The following is a 16494-nucleotide window of genomic DNA, read 5'->3' on the forward strand; positions in this document are numbered from 1 at the left end:
TATATGGAACCTCCATTGTATCCTTTTTTTCCACTATGACTATATCTTAAAAACCCCTTATTTTCAAGGAAGTTCCCTAAATATCAAGCATTTTACATTTCAAACGAAATAATCGTCAATTTCTTGAAACAACTCTTCCATATTAATGTAGAGACAGATCCTTTTTGCATATAAAAAAGCCCGGTCGATTGACCGGGCTTTCACCTATTAAGAAGCACCTGCTTCTTCATATGCGGATTCCATTTCTCCAACACGATGATATTCAGCTAGGACAGCTGATTGAATTTTTTCCCTTGTATTCGAGGAAATCGGATGAGCGATATCGCGAAATTCTCCATCTGGAGTTCTTTTGCTTGGCATCGCTACAAACATGCCGTTATTTCCATCAATAACACGAATATCATGAACAACAAATTCATGATCCATAGTGATGGAAGCGATTGCGCGCATGCGTCCTTCCGTATTCACACGACGTAGGCGAACATCTGTAATTTCCACCTGTTAGTACACCACCTTTTTCCATTAGTTAGAGCATATATGCAATATTCAACTTATTTACAAAAATCCCTTCTTCAAAAAATAAAAAATGTTATAAAAATTTATTTAGATATAAAAAAACACCCAAAAATTGAGTGTTTTATCGAACGAGAGCGATGACTTCCATTTCTACTAATGCGTCTTTTGGTAAGCGAGCTACTTCTACGCACGATCTAGCCGGCTTATGTTCTGAGAAATACTCCCCATATACCTCATTGATAGAGCCAAACTGATTCATATCTTTTATAAATACCGTCGTTTTCACTACGTCTTCTAATGAAGAACCAGCAGCTTCAAGAACAGCTTTAACGTTAGCAAATACTTGATGCGTCTGTTCTTCGATTCCTTCACCAACCATGGTTCCATCTGGCTTTAACGGGATTTGACCTGAACTATAAAATAAATTGTTCACGATGATTCCTTGAGAGTATGGTCCAATTGCTTCTGGTGCTTCTTGCGTAAAAACGTTCTTCATTCGGTTTCCACTCCTTATGTTGAATTCTCGAGAAAATCTCTGTAGTTCCCTGGAGCTACTTGAATGGTTCGCTGTTTCATATCGACTCCACCGAGATTCATCATCGATACATATTCTTCAACTAACCTTTCTTCTCCTTCACCTTCTGCTTCAACGAGAACACCGATTCCCGCTACTTCAGCCTGAAATTCTTCAAGAAGATTCACCATTCCTTGAATGGTTCCACCTACTTTCATGAAATCATCAACGATTAATACGTTTGCCCCGGGCTGTAAGCTTCTTCTCGCTAAAGCCATCGTTTGGATTCGTTTCGAAGACCCTGAGACATAATTAATGCTCACAGTAGAACCTTCCGTAACTCTACTGTCTCGACGAACGATCACGACTGGTACATTCAAATGACTCGCCACTGCGTATGCGAGCGGAATCCCTTTTGTAGCTACCGTCATAACCACGTCGATGTCTCGATTCGCAAAAACAGAAGCAAACAAACGCCCTACCTGATTCATCATTTCTGGATTTCCAAGAATATCTGTTAAATATAAATATCCACCAGGCAATAACCGTTCTGGACTTTCTAAAAACTCACAGAGTTCAGAAACGACTTTATCTGCTTCGGGACGACTGATCAATGGGATGTACCGCACTCCCCCCGCTGCCCCTGGGACAGTTAACAATGAGCCTACACCTTGTTGCTCAAAGTTTTCTTTGATGATTACCAGATCCTCACTAATGGAGGATTTAGCTGCTCCATATCGTTCAGAGAAATTTGTTAATGATACTAACCGATGCGGATGCTCAAGTAGGTACCTTGTCATGTCCACCAGTCGAGAACTTCGCTTCATCTTCATAGAAGAACCTCCAAAATCCGAATAATTAACAATAATATACCACTAACATACGGATTTTATCAAGGGTTCTTCTCGCCTAGCAGCCTAACAGCATAAACCTGATCACAAAAGCCTCGTAATCCGTTATAAATTCTCTGCATGCGCGATTCATGTCTCGTTAACCCAAATACAGTTGGACCGCTACCACTCATCAAGACACCATCAGCACCAAGCTGTTCCATCTTTTCTTTAATCTGACGGACTTCAGGATGAAGTTCGAGTGTAACATCCTCTAGTACATTCCCGAGTTTAGCACAGATTGAATCGTAATCCTTTGATTCAACTGCATTTATCATCCCTTTAATATCAGGGTGAATCATATTCGATGTGTTTAGTCTCTTATACACATCGGCAGTTGAAACTCCGATAGAAGGCTTCGCAAGAACGACCCAGCACGGCGGAGGTGCGTCGATCGGTGTAATGATCTCTCCTCTTCCTCTCGCAACTGCTGTGCCACCATATACGCAAAACGCTACATCAGAGCCTATTTCTGATCCAAGCTCAGCAAGTTCATCATAACTGAGGCCTAACTCCCAAAGCTCATTCAATCCACGAAGAGTCGCAGCAGCGTCACTGCTCCCACCTGCTAGACCCGCAGCAACTGGAATTTGTTTATCGATCTTAATCGATATCCCTTTCTTGATCGAAAAGCGTTCTTTCAATAAGGCCGCTGCTTGATAAGCTAAATTTCTCTTATCATCTGGAACGAAGCCACTCGTTGACTCAAGAACAATGCTATTGTACCTTAGCTCAGAAAGCTCCAAGCGATCAGCAAGATCTACATTCGTCATCACCATCTCTACTTCATGAAAACCATCAGATCGTTTATACAACACATCAAGCGCCAAATTGATTTTCGCCGGTGCCTTCACACTTAATTTCTTCATCTCGTTCACCTTCATTTTAGTTCTACCGTTCGACAAATTTATTTCTCCGAATAATTGTAACACAACCGAAAAGCGGAAACGAGCGCTTAGAAACGGAGATATTGGAACTCTTGAAATAGAACACGCTCTTTGTGTTCTGTTGAAAGAGTGAAATATCGCAGTTTCTGCGAGTTGTATTCGAAAAGCGGAAGTGGCCGTTTAGGTCCGATAAGCGCTGGAGACTTACAAATTGAACACGTTCTTTGTGTTCGAATTGTAAGTTGAAGCGATGGAGGACCTGGCCACTGCAGCTGGACACCAGAAAGGCGGAAACGAGCGCCTAGAAATGGAGATATTGGAACTCTCGAATGGGAATACGTTTTTTGTATTCCTATGAGAGAGTGAAATATCGGAATTTCTGCGAGTTGCAGCTGGACACCTGAAAAGCGGAAACGAGCGCTTAGAAACGGAGATATTGGAACTCTTGAAATAGAACACGCTTTTTGTGTTCTGTTGAAAGAGTGAAATATCGCAGTTTCTGCGAGTTGTAGCTGGACACCTGAAAAGCGGAAGTGGCCGTTTAGGTCCGACAAGCGCTGGAGACTTACAAATTGAACACGTTCTTTGTGTTCGAGTTGTAAGTTGAAGCGATCGAGGACCTGGCCACTGCAGCTGGACACCAGAAAGGCGGAAACGAGCGCCTAGAAATGGAGATATTGGAACTCTCGAATGGGTATACGTTTTTTGTATTCCTATGAGAGAGTGAAATATCGCAGTTTCTGCGAGTTGCAGCTGGACACCTGAAAAGCGGAAACGAGCGCTTAGAAACGGAGAGTTCACTTTTATAGATCTAATTCAATCACTCAAGAATCTCTCAACCCCAAACAAAAAACCCCGACAATTTGCCGGGGTCCCTCGTCACAGGGTTCAGTGTTTTTGTTGGTTTGCAAGCTGTTCTTGTGCCATTTCAATAGCACGCTTCACGATGTTACCTGCATCGCGAGCTTTGATTCCTCCCCAACCTTCTTTCTGAACCGTATCATAAAATCCAAGCTCTTTCGCAATTTCTTCCTTCAAATGGTCTGACATGATTCCTTTATGTCTGCCCATGCGAATTCAGCTCCTTTCAATCCTGTGACACTCTTAGTGTTAGAATCGAAAGAGGTTGCTATCCCCTTTATATGTATCCAATAATGGGAAGCATTGCAACGAATAGCTCGTTAAAAAAGCAAAAAAAGCAGTTAGACCGATCGCCTTAACCGCTTACTGCTGCTTGTTCTTCGTTAAATGTTAACTGTACTGTTTCGGTCAGTACGTCCGTGTAGCTGTAAGAGACACGTTCAAACGCATTTGTGTCCTGGTCTAGCTTAACAATGAACACTGCCGGGTAGGTTTCTTCAAGGATGCCTGAACGTTGAATTGTCTTCCTGCGACCTCCGTTTGCCTTCAAGGTCAACCGTTTGCCAACTTGGGATTGTAACGTCTGTTTGATCTCTACGATCGTTTTTGCCATAGGAACATCCACCTCACTTAGACAAATTATAACATCTTTTGCGCCGTTTTGTCAAATAAAACTTAAATTATAACAACCAATTAAAAACTATGTCAATTGTTATTTATCAAAGATGTGTAATTTTAGTCTTTGCAAGTTTGTCGAAAAATATGTGAATGCGCTTAAAAATCTTCCAATACGCGATTGAAGGATGGTGAGATCACCATCCTTCATCCTATTCTGAATATTCCTCGTGGTCTTTCATCGGCATACCAGTTCTAAGAATTCCCTTTGTTTCTACTCCCCCAAGACCATCTTCTCCTGTTAATGTATTCCTGAGAGCATCCCACACATTTACGTGATCAGTGAACGATGTTAATGCAATTTTTGAAACGATAAACACCGGATCTAACATATGAATGTTAATTCTTGAAGGAGAGCTCGCAAAATTTGCACCGGCGCGAATCAACGATTCGAAGTGTGATTGACAAGCTCCTGCAAAAATAACTAAGTGGTCTAGATTTGGAAAAACACTTCTCACTTCTTTTACAGCACGAACAAAATATCGTGAATTTCGATAGGATTGTAAGTCTTTTTTCTCACCCTTATGTTTACTATATGCATCATGACCTGTGATCACGAGAATATCTGGCCTGACGTTGTTTACCAGCTTGATAATTTTCTCAGGAATTTCACTTTCCTTCATATAAATACCATAGACGGGCACACCTAACCGCTTATACATATCTAGGCATTTATTTAAATATAATGCATCGCCGTCTATATGAAGGATCTTCCCTGGTATTTCGAAAAAACTTGTTTCCTTCTTAAAGTGGTTTGTTGCGGTATATTCTCTCTTCATTCGTAAAAGCTGATAATCTTGACGAAACAATCGAAAAGAATAGTCCTCCTTTTCCTTTATTTGCTCTTGTCTCGACTTGTGCTCCTTCGTATCGATCAGCACAAGATCATCAACTGGCGAGTCAGCGATCAACCTCATATCTTCTCCTACAAGCTCAACAATTTGAGTTGATTCATTCACCTTAGTGATCCTAAAAATTAAATCACAGCCATATGAACGCCTGGCTACGATATCTCCTTCTTTCATTGTCATTGTCTTCCCCCCAGGCCGCTTTACCTCTTTGCTTAAAGCATCACTCTTTTTTTACTATATGAAAGCTCAGTAAAAAGATGAACTCGTAGGAAAAGCTTGAAACGGGCAATTTCTAAATGGACATAAAAAAAGACACTTCATTTGAAGTGTCCTAACTTTCTAATCGACGATAAAAAGCGTTACTCAGCTTTGCAAACTCCTCCATAGAGAGCGTTTCACCACGTCGACTGCCTTCGATATCAGTTTCTTTTAAAACTTCTTCAATCATTGGCTTTTTATCTTTACTTAATAAATTATTTTGCAGATTATTCATTAGCGTCTTTCTTCTTTGTCCAAAGCTTGCACGAATCACTTCAAAAAAGTGCTTCTCACTAAGTAGATCTACCGGAGGCTCTTTCCTTAGCTCTAAGTGTAAAACCGCCGAGTCTACGTTTGGCTTTGGTACAAAGACTGTACTAGGTACGGTAAGTGCAGTCTTTGCTTCAGCATAGTACTGTACAGCTAAAGAAAGTGAGCCATAGTTCTTTGAACCTGGTTTGGCCGCTATACGCTCAGCTACTTCTTTCTGTATCATCACGACGATACCACGCACAGGAAGCTTCTCTTCTAGAAGTTTCATTAATATTGGTGTCGTCACATAATAAGGAAGGTTTGCAACTACCATTAAATCTTGGCCGCTCTCAAACTCCTCTTCGATCACTTTGTGTACATCAGCTTCTAGAACATCAGCGTGACGTATGGTGACATTCGGATATGGAGATAGCGTATCCGCGAGAATCGGTAGTAACCTTTGGTCAATTTCAAACGCGACTACTTTATTTGCTTGCTTAGCCAACTTCTCTGTTAACGCACCAATCCCCGGGCCAATTTCAATTGCGCCAGATCCAGCCGTAAGGTTTGCCTGATTAACGATCTTTGTAAGGACGTTCGAATCGATCAGAAAGTTTTGTCCTAGACTTTTCTTAAATGTAAAACCGTATTTTTCTAATATTGCTTTCGTTCTCACAGGTGTTGAGATTTCTTTATTCATTCTTGTTCCTCCTGTAGTACTTCTTCAAATGCGAGTATAAACTCTTCTTTTGAAATCTGAAACATTTGTAGTCTTTTATAGAGCTGCTTTCCATTCATATAGCCCATTTGAAGCTTTTCACCTAGCGCCTGCCTTCTCGCCTTAGCTTTTGGACCTACTACGAGACCAGCGTCGATTAAATCTTCCCATTCGATCAAAATGTCTGGTGCCTCAAACTCTTCTCTTACCGTGAGGATTGCATCACGAATCGCTTCAGATGAGGCGTGTTCGATACCAACCTTTTTTCCATTCGCAGAAATCGCATACTTTTTGTTTAAAAAGGCATGCTTACAGGAAGGAAGCCTTTGACTAATAATTTGTCTTATACGAGTGCCTGGATAGTCGGGATCTGTAAAAATGATAACCCCTCTTTTTTTCGCAGCAAGTTCGATCCTCTTAAGCGTTTCTTCGCTTATCTCAGAACCATTCGTCTCTAATGTATCAGCATCAACTGCTCGTTTAATAGCGAGTGAATCATTTTTTCCTTCTACTATAATGATTTCTTTAACTTTCACAATACGTCCTCCAGAAATGAAACCTTTTCGATTCCTAATTCGTCTATATTAATAGCTATGTCCATCACAGTCTTTTATTTTTCATATAAAAAACACAGAGAGAGAAAAATCCCCCTCTGTGTTACTAGCATATCATAGATCTTGTCCTAATTTAGAATCGTAATTTTCACTGACTTACGTCCCCAAGCATAGGCAGCTGATTTTGAAGAGAAGAATACGTCGATCTTGTTTCCTTTGATCGCACCACCAGTATCCGCTGCAATAGCTGTACCGTATCCTTCAACGTGTACTTTTGAACCTAGAGGTATGACACTAGGATCAACAGCTATAACTTTAGCACCAGGGTTAGACTTCAAGTTAAAACCAGTAGCCGTGATGCCTGAGCATCCAGAGCAATTCGCTGTGTAAGCAGTACTTGATACATATAAGACCTTACCACTTGAAGGTTTTGATGATGAAGTAGATTTTTTCTTCGTTGTTGAAGCGGTTGTAGCCGTCTTTTTCTTAGCTGCTGTCTGCTTGATCACCTGTGTACCAACTGCAACAACACGATCGCTACTTTTTTCAACTACTTCTGTTTTCACAAGCTCTCTCGAGACTTCTTTACCGTTCTCAAGAACCACTTCATAGTGCTTCTTTTCCTTACCATTTTTACCTGAATTGATAACCTTTTCTTTGCCCTTTTGCATTGAGCTATCATTCTTGGTAACTGTTGTAAAATCAATCGATTCTTCCACTACATCGGTGACTTTTTCTACTCTTACAACGTTGATGTCAGATCCTGATTTAAGCTTAGTCTCCTTACCTGGCTCAACGCGGTCGAGTTCTCCGAGTTCAATATTCTGCTGTTCTAAAAAGTCAGCGACCGTAGTCGAAGTGGTCCAAACGTCCGTTTGTTTCCCGCCGTCATTGACATTTACCTGGAATGCTTCAGTAATTGAAATCTCCATGTCTTTCTTAAGTTCACTGCCCATCGAAACTGATAGCTGGTCATGTTCACTTAAGTTGATCTTCTCTTCTGCTAGTAATTCCTTAACTGTATCTTTCGTAGTCCAAACACGTTCTTCTTTACCGTTCACCTTTATCGTAACTTCCATCGCAGGTTTCCAGATGATTCGATTCCCTCTAGTTAACTCAGCTGAAAGGTCACGGTTTACATAATCGTATTCTCCAACATCGACTTCTTGTTCTTTTAACACATCTCCAACCGTATTTGCATGCGTCTTAACTAGCTTCTCTTCCCCATCTAGGACAAGTGTTACTGAAGCTTTTGTAGTTTCAAACACGATAAAGCCGGAGACTAAACCTAGCACAACCACGCTCAATAGCGCCATAAAAATTTTCTTTCCGGTGTTAGCGGAAAAACTTTGCATCTTGGTTTTCATCGTTTTAGAGTCCTCCTAGAACCGTCTTTGTTTCATAAAGAAAAGCTTCATTCACTCTCACACAAGTCCCGCACTTTGCAAGTTTAATAGATTTGACGCTATTTTCCTCGCAAAATGAAGGGGAAATCATAAAGAAATAGGTTTCACTTTTATAGGGTGAATATCTTATTTCAAAAAGCCTAACTTATCATCGATCGACAGTTTCTTTTTTAACGTTGTATTCCAAATAACCGGATCGCATTGTCGAAAGTTACTTTAGCCAAGTCTTCGTATTCCATATCCTTTAGATCAGCAACCTGTTCAGCTACTAGCTTAACGTACGATGGTTCGTTCCGTTTCCCTCTGTAAGGATGAGGGGCAAGAAATGGACAATCAGTTTCGACAAGAAGGCGTTCAAGAGGCACTTCCTTCGCTACTTCTTTTGGTAGTTTTGCGTTTTTGAATGTTACTGGACCACCTAAAGAAATATAAAAGTTCATGTCCAAGCACTCGTTCGCTTCTTCAACTGTGCCTGCGAAGCAATGCATGATGCCGCCAACTTCAGATGCATCTTCTTCTTTAAGAATATCGATAACATCCCTTGTCGCTTCACGGTTATGTATGATGATCGGTAGTTTCACTTTCTTTGCAAGTTGTATTTGCTTTCGAAAAACTTCTTTTTGAATGTCATGTGGTGACTTGTCCCAATGATAGTCAAGTCCCATCTCGCCTATGGCAACTACCTTCGGATGTTCTGCGAGTTTTTCAATCCACGCCAGGTCTTCCTCTTTCATGTCGACAGCATCTACTGGATGCCAACCTACTGCAGCGTATAGAAAGTCATACTCTTCAACAAGCTTCATAGCATTCGTTATTGTTTCATGGTCGAAACCAACGACAATCATCTTACTTACCCCAGCTTCTCGAGCGCGATCAATAACCTCTTTCTTATCTTCGGAAAATTGTTCAACGTTCAAATGGGTGTGCGTGTCGAATAGCATGAAAAAACTCCTTTTCCGTATAGTACGAAGCAAGTGTATCAAATGTACTAGTTATTTTCTAATGCTAAACAGTTTCAATTCAATTACAATTCCGTTACAAACGACAAATAACACCCATTTTTATTGTTAACTTAAAACTATTTTTGGTTATTAAAAAGGAATTGCTGATGGTAAAAGAGAACTATTGCAAGGAATATATTGTGAAATTAAAAGTAAAAAAGACCCGGTCCAAGGACCGAGTCTCACAAAATTATTTAATTTGGGTTCCATTTGGTAAACTGTCAGCTATTGTTGACAGCTTCAGTTCACCGTCATGTTCACCAGCAAGGATCATGCCTTCTGACAATTCGCCTCTTAGTTTTACAGGCTTCAGGTTAGAGACGCATACAACTTTTTTACCAATCAGTTCTTCTGGCTTGTAATGTTTTGCGATACCAGAAACAACTTGTCTCGTTTCATAACCGAGGTCTAATTGAAGTTTAAGAAGTTTGTTCGCTTTCTTGACAGGTTCAGCTTCTAATACCTGGGCAACACGAAGGTCTACTTTCGTAAAATCTTCAATCGTTATTTCGTCTAGGTCAGGTTTCTCGACAGCTGGTGCTTCCTTAACTTGATTGCCGCCCATCTCTTCAACAATGTGTGCTACTTCTTCATCACGGTCGAGGCGAGGGAATAATGGCGTACCTTTTTGAACCTTAGTACCACCATAACCAGGCTTAAACGTAAGAGAACCCCAGCTCGTACGCTCTCCTTCTTCTATACCAAGCTGAGCCCAAACTTTCTTAGGCGTCTGAGTTAAGAATGGTTGAAGCATAATCGCAACCTGTCTCAATGATTCAGCAAGGTGAACCATAACCGCTCCTAGTTTCTCTTTATTTGAATCATCCTTTGCAAGCACCCATGGCTGTGTCTCATCGATATACTTATTCGTGCGGCTGATGAGTTGCCAAATGGACGTCAATGCTACTGAGAACTCCATATTATCAAGAGATTGCTCAACCTTTTCTACCGTTTGTTCAACTAGTGCTTCAAGGTTGTCATCAAATTCCGTTACAGACCCGCTATACGTTGGAACTTGTCCATCAAAATATTTATCGATCATCGCCACCGTACGATTTAAGAGGTTCCCTAAATCATTAGCTAGGTCATGGTTGATACGTTCCACGAAGCTTTCAGGAGTGAAAACCCCATCTGATCCGAATGGAACTTCACGCAGTAGATAGTAGCGTAGAGCATCGAGTCCGTAGCGATCGATCAACGTTACAGGGTCAACCACATTTCCTTTCGACTTCGACATCTTGCCATCCTTCATGAGGAGCCAACCGTGCGCGAATACCTTTTTTGGTAAAGGAAGCTCGAGAGACATGAGCATGATCGGCCAATAAATCGTATGGAAGCGAACGATTTCTTTTCCTACCAGGTGAACATCGGCTGGCCAGAACTTATTGTATAGCTCTTCATCGTCTGTTCCATAACCAAGGGAGGTGATGTAATTCGATAGAGCATCGATCCAAACATAAATGACATGCTTAGGGTCGCCCGGGACTTTAACACCCCAGTCGAAAGAAGTTCTTGAAACAGCTAGATCTTCAAGTCCAGGTTTAATGAAATTATTTACCATTTCGTTTTTCCGAGACTCAGGCTGAATAAATTCAGGGTTATCTTCGTAAAATTTCAAAAGTCGATCAGCATACTTACCCATTTTAAAGAAGTACGATTCTTCCTTAACTTTTTCTACTTCTCTACCGCAGTCAGGACACTTTCCGTCAACTAACTGACGCTCTGTAAAGAAGGATTCACACGGGGTACAATACCAACCTTCATATTGATCAAGGTAGATATCACCTTTCTCGTACATCTTTTGAAAGATCTTTTCGACAACTTTCTCGTGGCGCTCTTCAGTTGTTCGAATAAAATCATCATAGCTGATATCTAATTTGTCCCAAAGGTCTTTGATCCCTGAGACGATATCGTCAACATACTGTTGAGGAGTAACGCCTTGCTCTAGGGCTTTCTTTTGAATCTTTTGTCCATGTTCATCCGTTCCTGTGAGGTATTGTACGTCAAATCCTCTCAATCGTTTGTATCTTGCCATCGCATCTCCAGCTACTGTTGTATATGCATGGCCGATGTGCAGCTTACCACTCGGGTAATAAATCGGGGTCGTAATGTAGAACGTTTTGTCACCCATGTCGCTTTCCTCCTTGAATCAAACAATTATCTAGTGAAACAAAAGGTCAATCCCTTTTATTTACGCTAATGATCGTTAGTTAACACTGTTTTGCAGCTCTTTTTTAATAAGGGATAAAAAGCCCCCGTCCAAACAGGACGAGAGCATTCACAACTCTCTTCAACAAATTCAATCAGCATTATAGCCTAAGCTTTATCGCTGGTGTCTGGTAGTGCTTCTTCATCAAAATATACCTAATTTAAGGTAGAAATGCAAGAATGTCACTGATTCGCAAAACCGAATCGACAAACCCCCATTTTGTCGAAGGAATCTCGAAAAATATGTCGAAACTTCATAGCATGAAGAGTTCGTATTTTCATAGTATCAGTTCACAAAAACCGTTAAAAACACCTTCATATTAGGAAATATTTACCCTTTGAAAAGGATTGACGGTTATGGGAAACACTGGTATTATATAAACCATAAATAGAGAAATTTGTCGAATCATGACGTATTTAATAAAAAAATTGGGAATAGGGGAGAAATGTATCATGAAATCTACTGGAATTGTACGTAAAGTTGACGAACTAGGCCGTGTTGTAATCCCGATCGAATTACGTCGTACTCTTGGCATCGCTGAAAAGGATGCTCTTGAGATTTATGTGGATGACGACCGCATCGTACTTAAGAAATATAAGCCAAACATGACTTGCCAAGTAACTGGAGAAGTTTCTGATGACAACCTTGCAATCGGCAACGGTAAGATCGTTCTAAGTCGTGAAGGTGCAGAACAAGTACTTGAAGAAATTCAAAAAGCACTAACGAATAAGTAATTACAAAAAAGCTCCTGCGATGCAGGAGCTTTTATTTTGATATAGAGTTTTTAATCGACATGATAAGCTTGATAAACGTCTCGTTTTGGGATATTTCGGTCCTTTGAAACTAGCTTTATCGCCTCTTTACTCTTTGTTCCTTCATTAATATAGTGGGTTACATGTTCTTCTAACGAATAGCCTTCCCACCATGCTTCTTGCGTAACATCTTCACCAGAACCACCGTCTACAATCACACAGAACTCGCCTCTAACATTCGAATCCTCACACCATGCTAATACTTCTTCAGCTGTGCCTCTGACAAACTCTTCATATCGCTTGGAAAGTTCTCTTGCAATAACGATTTTTCGGTTTCCAAGAACCTCTAAGATCGCCTTGATCATTTCTTTCAAACGGTGAGGTGCTTCATAGAACAAGATTGGTGAGCTAATAGGTGCTAGCTGTTCAAGCTCGCTTTTTCTTTCCTTTTTCTGTCTAGAAAGAAAGCCATAATAATAGAAATGTTGCGTTTTAAGACCTGATGCAATCAATGCAGTCGTTGCTGCGTTCGCACCTGGCAATGGTATAACAGGTATCTCTTCCTCCACACACGCACAGACAAGTTCATAACCAGGATCTGAAATAGCCGGCATACCCGCATCGCTGACTAAGGCAATGTTTTGGCCATCCCGTAGTTTCTCTATTAACTTTTGACCGCTCGTATCCTTATTATGTTCGTGGTAACTCGTAAGTGCCGTCTCGATCTCGAAGTGATTCGTTAATTTTCTCGATTGCCTCGTATCTTCTGCTGCGATCAGATCTACTTCTTTTAGTATCTTCACCGCCCGAAACGTCATATCCTCTAGGTTCCCAATAGGCGTTGGGACGAGATACAACTTACCTGTTTCGCTTTCCTTGTAACTCTGTTGACTCCACATGCTCGTACACTTCCTTTTCAATCAAAGACATTTTCTGAGCTCGGGTTAATTGTTTAATGCGATATTCTTCTTGAAGTGCCTTGCGCTTCGTATCGTATGTGGCATGATAGACGAGTGAAAACGGTCCTCTTCCACGTGTATACTTAGCACCCTTCCCACTCTCATGCTGAGATATACGATGAGCTAGGTCTGTTGTGTACCCAGTGTAAAAACTATCGTCTTTGCATCTCAATATATAAACTGTATGCTTACAGCTCATTATATAATTCTTTCATTTCGTTCGTATAGTTGCCATTGTCTTCGTAAACGACAAACGGAGGAAGTACTTTTAAATCAGGCTTTCCGTCCTTTATTCCTTCTATTAAAAGAATATTTGCCTCTTTGTTCGCTTTTGGATAGACGAGCTGCATCCGTTTAGGTTCAATTCTATACTTCCTCATCACTGTCATAATATCCAACAGTCTTTCTGGGCGATGAACAATGGATACTTTCCCGCCTTGTTTTACAAGACTGCTGCACGCCTGAATCACATCATCAAGCGTACATAACACCTCATGTCTTGCGATCGTTAAATGTTCATTCAGATTACGCTGCTCCGTTTTCTTACTTTTAAAATAGGGAGGATTGCACGTGACCGCATCATAAGATTCGCGCTTCATTTCTACCGGAAGCTCCTTCAAATCTCCATTATAAAGCGTGATCTGATCACTTAATTCATTTAGTGCTACGCTCCGTTTCCCCATGTCATACAGTCTCTCTTGTATTTCCAACCCGTCGATCGCTACTTTGCTTTTCCTAGATAACAACAGCGGAATAATTCCATTACCTGAACAAAGATCAGCTGTTTTGCCACGTGTAATAGGTACCCAAGCAAAATTAGCAAGCAGGATGGCATCGAGTGAAAATGAAAACACGTTTGGACTTTGAATAATACTGAGTTCGTTCTCTACAATATAATCCAAACGTTCATCTTCGTTTAATTTCATCATCGTGTTCTCCTAACTCATTATTGATAAACAACGTCTAAAAAAAGGTCTTTCCACAAAAGGAAAGACCGTACCACTACTTTTTATTTAAGAACGATAGACAGAAGAGGCAATCGCCTTCCGTCCGAATACTCCCGTAGTGAAGGTTGCAAATATGAAAGCCTTCTTGGTACAACCGGGCAAGGTTATCATATCCCTCACCAACTTCAGGCTTTCCGCGCTTCTTCCTGCCAGATGACTTCCCTCTCGGCTCAGAAGTTTGCTCCAACCGCTCTCGCAAGTGGTGATTCTCAATTTCGAGATGGTGATTTTCTTCTAACATCGCTGCTAGATGTGCTTTTAAATCGCCAAGTTGTTTATATAAGTCACCAATCTGTTCCTCCATTGAGCTTACTCGTGAAAAAACTTCCTTTTTCTCCACTTCCGTTCCACCTCAATCACTCTGTGGCTTGCGTAGACACTGCGCCGTCTTGTATTAATTCATCTAATGTATATTCTGTCACGCGATTTAATTCAAAAAGTTCTACCTGTACAAGGCGTTCGAGAATATTCAACCCTACAACCTTACCTTTACCCTGACCTGTGTTGATCGTTTTTCCAACGTCAGGAAGTTCTTTTTTGCCTGATTCATAAGCATCGTTCTCATATTTTAAGCAGCACATCAAGCGTCCACATAGTCCAGATATTTTCGCTGGATTCAATGAGAGATTTTGATCTTTCGCCATCTTGATCGACACAGGCTCGAAATCTCCTAACCAAGTCGAACAGCATAGCATCCTGCCACAAGGACCGATACCGCCAAGCATCTTCGCCTCATCTCGTACACCGATTTGGCGAAGTTCGATTCGCGTTCTAAAGATTGAAGCTAAACCTTTAACTAAATCACGAAAATCTACTCTTCCATCGGCTGTGAAATAGAAAATGATCTTATTACGATCGAATGTATATTCTACATCAACAAGCTTCATATCCAGCTTGTACTCTTCAATTTTTGCACCGCATACTTCAAATGCTTCTTCTGCTGCGCTCTTATTATCTTCTACCGCTAAACGATCTTTCTCATCAGCGATGCGTATCACTTTCTTTAACGGAAGAACTACGTCTTCTTCGTCAACTTTCTTATTTGCTATTACTACTTTTCCGAACTCGACTCCGCGTGCTGTCTCTACAATTACAAATTCTTTGTTAGAGACCTGGAGGTTATTCGGGTCAAAGTAATAGATCTTTCCCGCTTTTTTAAAACGGACCCCGACTACTTCATACACAAACTTATCCCTCCCGTAACCTGAGCACTAACTGTTCCATTACAAACTGCGGGTTCGTATTGGCGCTCAGACGTCTTTTGGCATCAAGTATCGCCATCATATGCTCGCTTATTCTCTTCCTTGGGAATTGAAGGGCATAACGTTCGAGCTTATCTTTATAATCTGCATAGACAATCCGCTCATCTTGCAGCTGTATCTTCATCAAATCTTTGTACCAAAACAGCATAAGGTTTAGCCCCATGTCTAGCTGTGATTTTTCCTTAAAATGCGCGAGCCATTTATCATGGATCGTAAGAAAAACCTGATGAGGCCGTTCCTTTAACTCTTCAGTCAATTGTATCACTATCGCTCTTGCCTGTGCAAACCAGTCATCGGTCGCAAGTTCCTTCGCTTTTCCTTTATCGTTCGTTAATTGTGACGCTAGTTTCGCTAACTGTGACGTGATTCCTTCGTTTACTAGTTCTTTTTCGATATTACTAACCGATAAAGGTCGAAACGTCAGCACTTGGCACCTCGAGTAAATCGTTGGAAGTATATGCTGCTTTTGTTCCGTTAAAAGGATAGCCATCGTCATTTTACCAGGTTCTTCTAGAAACTTTAGCAAGCTATTAGCAGCCTGCGTCGTCATTTTATCTGAATGATTAAGGATATAAACTTTCTTATTCGATTCTACACCTAAATAAGAGAATTCTTTTTGAAGCTTACGAATTTGATCTATTTTAATCGATTGGCCATCAGGCTCAACCAGATGAAGGTCTGGATGATTACCCGAATCGACTCGTTTACAATCTTTACACGTTTGGCAAGGAGCGATACCATCTCTCTCTTGGCAGAAGTAGGTTTTTGCCATGTGTACGGCAATATCCTTTTTGCCAGTGCCAGCTCCCCCATCGAATAAATACGCATGAGAGAGCCTATCCTTCTTGAAACTATTCATAACCATCCGTACGACAGTTGGCTGTCGCTCTTCTAATTGCTTCCAAACCGTCATTTTCAATCA

Annotated in this window: 19 protein-coding genes; 1 reads left to right on the top strand and 18 read right to left on the bottom strand. The window is 40.9% G+C overall.

Translation table 11 applies throughout. The features are described 5' to 3' along the window. Positions 1-207: 207 nt before the first annotated feature. The 12 genes from spoVG to metG all read right to left on the bottom strand — a co-directional run bounded on the left by spoVG (position 208) and on the right by metG (position 11514). Positions 208-498 carry a septation regulator SpoVG gene (gene spoVG, locus ACXAEY_RS00185; protein WP_224885464.1) on the bottom strand — a complete coding sequence of 97 codons (291 nt, stop codon included), beginning with the start codon at positions 496-498 and terminating at the stop codon, positions 208-210. Between the two features lie 139 nt (positions 499-637). Further along, entirely contained in the window at positions 638-1012 is a 375-nt protein-coding gene (locus ACXAEY_RS00190; protein WP_270182908.1) for a RidA family protein, read from the bottom strand. A 14-nt stretch (positions 1013-1026) separates the two neighbouring features. Next, entirely contained in the window at positions 1027-1863 is an 837-nt protein-coding gene (gene purR / locus ACXAEY_RS00195) for a pur operon repressor (protein WP_474809712.1), read from the bottom strand. 59 nt (positions 1864-1922) lie between these two features. After that, entirely contained in the window at positions 1923-2789 is an 867-nt protein-coding gene (gene ispE, locus ACXAEY_RS00200) for a 4-(cytidine 5'-diphospho)-2-C-methyl-D-erythritol kinase (RefSeq protein ID WP_270182928.1), read from the bottom strand. Between the two features lie 906 nt (positions 2790-3695). Further along, a complete protein-coding gene (locus tag ACXAEY_RS00205; RefSeq protein WP_224885480.1) occupies positions 3696-3878 on the bottom strand; it encodes a small, acid-soluble spore protein, alpha/beta type in 183 nt (60 codons plus the stop codon). A gap of 145 nt (positions 3879-4023) precedes the next feature. Further along, the gene (veg, locus tag ACXAEY_RS00210) at positions 4024-4281 is read right to left on the bottom strand and encodes a biofilm formation stimulator Veg (protein ID WP_270182910.1); all 258 of its coding nucleotides are present in this window, start codon (positions 4279-4281) and stop codon (positions 4024-4026) included. 214 nt (positions 4282-4495) lie between these two features. Next, positions 4496-5374, bottom strand: a complete 879-nt coding sequence (gene yabG / locus ACXAEY_RS00215; RefSeq protein WP_270182911.1) for a sporulation peptidase YabG — start codon at positions 5372-5374, stop codon at positions 4496-4498. A gap of 151 nt (positions 5375-5525) precedes the next feature. Next, positions 5526-6404 (bottom strand): 16S rRNA (adenine(1518)-N(6)/adenine(1519)-N(6))-dimethyltransferase RsmA, encoded by an 879-nt coding sequence (rsmA, locus tag ACXAEY_RS00220; RefSeq protein WP_270182912.1) that lies wholly within the window; start codon positions 6402-6404, stop codon positions 5526-5528. After that, on the bottom strand, positions 6401-6958 hold the full coding sequence (gene rnmV, locus ACXAEY_RS00225) for a ribonuclease M5 (protein ID WP_474809715.1): 558 nt from the start codon (positions 6956-6958) through the stop codon (positions 6401-6403). The genes rsmA and rnmV overlap by 4 nt, the downstream gene beginning before the upstream one ends. Before the next feature lie 146 nt (positions 6959-7104). After that, on the bottom strand, positions 7105-8343 hold the full coding sequence (locus ACXAEY_RS00230) for a ubiquitin-like domain-containing protein (RefSeq protein WP_474809717.1): 1239 nt from the start codon (positions 8341-8343) through the stop codon (positions 7105-7107). 209 nt (positions 8344-8552) lie between these two features. Next, positions 8553-9323 (bottom strand): TatD family hydrolase, encoded by a 771-nt coding sequence (locus tag ACXAEY_RS00235; protein ID WP_270182915.1) that lies wholly within the window; start codon positions 9321-9323, stop codon positions 8553-8555. Positions 9324-9573: 250 nt separating this feature from the next. After that, positions 9574-11514 (bottom strand): methionine--tRNA ligase, encoded by a 1941-nt coding sequence (gene metG, locus ACXAEY_RS00240; protein ID WP_474809719.1) that lies wholly within the window; start codon positions 11512-11514, stop codon positions 9574-9576. 530 nt (positions 11515-12044) lie between these two features. Here metG and ACXAEY_RS00245 point away from each other — a divergent pair. Then, positions 12045-12326 carry an AbrB/MazE/SpoVT family DNA-binding domain-containing protein gene (locus tag ACXAEY_RS00245; protein WP_270182917.1) on the top strand — a complete coding sequence of 94 codons (282 nt, stop codon included), beginning with the start codon at positions 12045-12047 and terminating at the stop codon, positions 12324-12326. A 50-nt stretch (positions 12327-12376) separates the two neighbouring features. Here ACXAEY_RS00245 and rsmI read toward each other — a convergent pair whose 3' ends face one another. From rsmI to holB, 6 genes are all read right to left on the bottom strand, one after another. Beyond that, positions 12377-13243 (bottom strand): 16S rRNA (cytidine(1402)-2'-O)-methyltransferase, encoded by an 867-nt coding sequence (rsmI, locus tag ACXAEY_RS00250; protein WP_474809722.1) that lies wholly within the window; start codon positions 13241-13243, stop codon positions 12377-12379. After that, positions 13203-13502 carry a GIY-YIG nuclease family protein gene (locus tag ACXAEY_RS00255; protein WP_474809724.1) on the bottom strand — a complete coding sequence of 100 codons (300 nt, stop codon included), beginning with the start codon at positions 13500-13502 and terminating at the stop codon, positions 13203-13205. Before ACXAEY_RS00255 ends, rsmI begins: the two co-directional genes overlap by 41 nt. After that, positions 13492-14229, bottom strand: coding sequence for a tRNA1(Val) (adenine(37)-N6)-methyltransferase (locus ACXAEY_RS00260; protein ID WP_474814680.1), 738 nt, complete (start codon positions 14227-14229; stop codon positions 13492-13494). The genes ACXAEY_RS00255 and ACXAEY_RS00260 overlap by 11 nt, the downstream gene beginning before the upstream one ends. Before the next feature lie 76 nt (positions 14230-14305). Further along, positions 14306-14650, bottom strand: coding sequence for a DNA replication initiation control protein YabA (gene yabA, locus ACXAEY_RS00265; protein ID WP_270182920.1), 345 nt, complete (start codon positions 14648-14650; stop codon positions 14306-14308). 16 nt (positions 14651-14666) lie between these two features. Next, positions 14667-15494 (bottom strand): PSP1 domain-containing protein, encoded by an 828-nt coding sequence (locus tag ACXAEY_RS00270; protein ID WP_270182921.1) that lies wholly within the window; start codon positions 15492-15494, stop codon positions 14667-14669. Between the two features lie 4 nt (positions 15495-15498). Further along, the gene (gene holB, locus ACXAEY_RS00275; protein ID WP_474809727.1) at positions 15499-16485 is read right to left on the bottom strand and encodes a DNA polymerase III subunit delta'; all 987 of its coding nucleotides are present in this window, start codon (positions 16483-16485) and stop codon (positions 15499-15501) included. Between the last annotated feature and the right edge of the window lie 9 nt (positions 16486-16494).

Source organism: Anaerobacillus sp. ABA4_114, from assembly GCF_056159065.1.

Coding starts and splice junctions, on each gene's coding strand:
- ACXAEY_RS00190 (WP_270182908.1), bottom strand. CDS start 1,012: ATGAAGAACGTTTTTACGCAAGAAGCACCAGAAGCAATTGGACCATAC.
- ACXAEY_RS00260 (WP_474814680.1), bottom strand. CDS start 14,229: ATGAAATTAAACGAAGATGAACGTTTGGATTATATTGTAGAGAACGAA.
- veg (WP_270182910.1), bottom strand. CDS start 4,281: ATGGCAAAAACGATCGTAGAGATCAAACAGACGTTACAATCCCAAGTT.
- yabG (WP_270182911.1), bottom strand. CDS start 5,374: ATGACAATGAAAGAAGGAGATATCGTAGCCAGGCGTTCATATGGCTGT.
- ispE (WP_270182928.1), bottom strand. CDS start 2,789: ATGAAGAAATTAAGTGTGAAGGCACCGGCGAAAATCAATTTGGCGCTT.
- purR (WP_474809712.1), bottom strand. CDS start 1,863: ATGAAGATGAAGCGAAGTTCTCGACTGGTGGACATGACAAGGTACCTA.
- metG (WP_474809719.1), bottom strand. CDS start 11,514: ATGGGTGACAAAACGTTCTACATTACGACCCCGATTTATTACCCGAGT.
- ACXAEY_RS00235 (WP_270182915.1), bottom strand. CDS start 9,323: ATGCTATTCGACACGCACACCCATTTGAACGTTGAACAATTTTCCGAA.
- rsmI (WP_474809722.1), bottom strand. CDS start 13,243: ATGTGGAGTCAACAGAGTTACAAGGAAAGCGAAACAGGTAAGTTGTAT.
- ACXAEY_RS00255 (WP_474809724.1), bottom strand. CDS start 13,502: ATGAGCTGTAAGCATACAGTTTATATATTGAGATGCAAAGACGATAGT.
- ACXAEY_RS00230 (WP_474809717.1), bottom strand. CDS start 8,343: ATGAAAACCAAGATGCAAAGTTTTTCCGCTAACACCGGAAAGAAAATT.
- rsmA (WP_270182912.1), bottom strand. CDS start 6,404: ATGAATAAAGAAATCTCAACACCTGTGAGAACGAAAGCAATATTAGAA.
- ACXAEY_RS00245 (WP_270182917.1), top strand. CDS start 12,045: ATGAAATCTACTGGAATTGTACGTAAAGTTGACGAACTAGGCCGTGTT.
- holB (WP_474809727.1), bottom strand. CDS start 16,485: ATGACGGTTTGGAAGCAATTAGAAGAGCGACAGCCAACTGTCGTACGG.
- ACXAEY_RS00205 (WP_224885480.1), bottom strand. CDS start 3,878: ATGGGCAGACATAAAGGAATCATGTCAGACCATTTGAAGGAAGAAATT.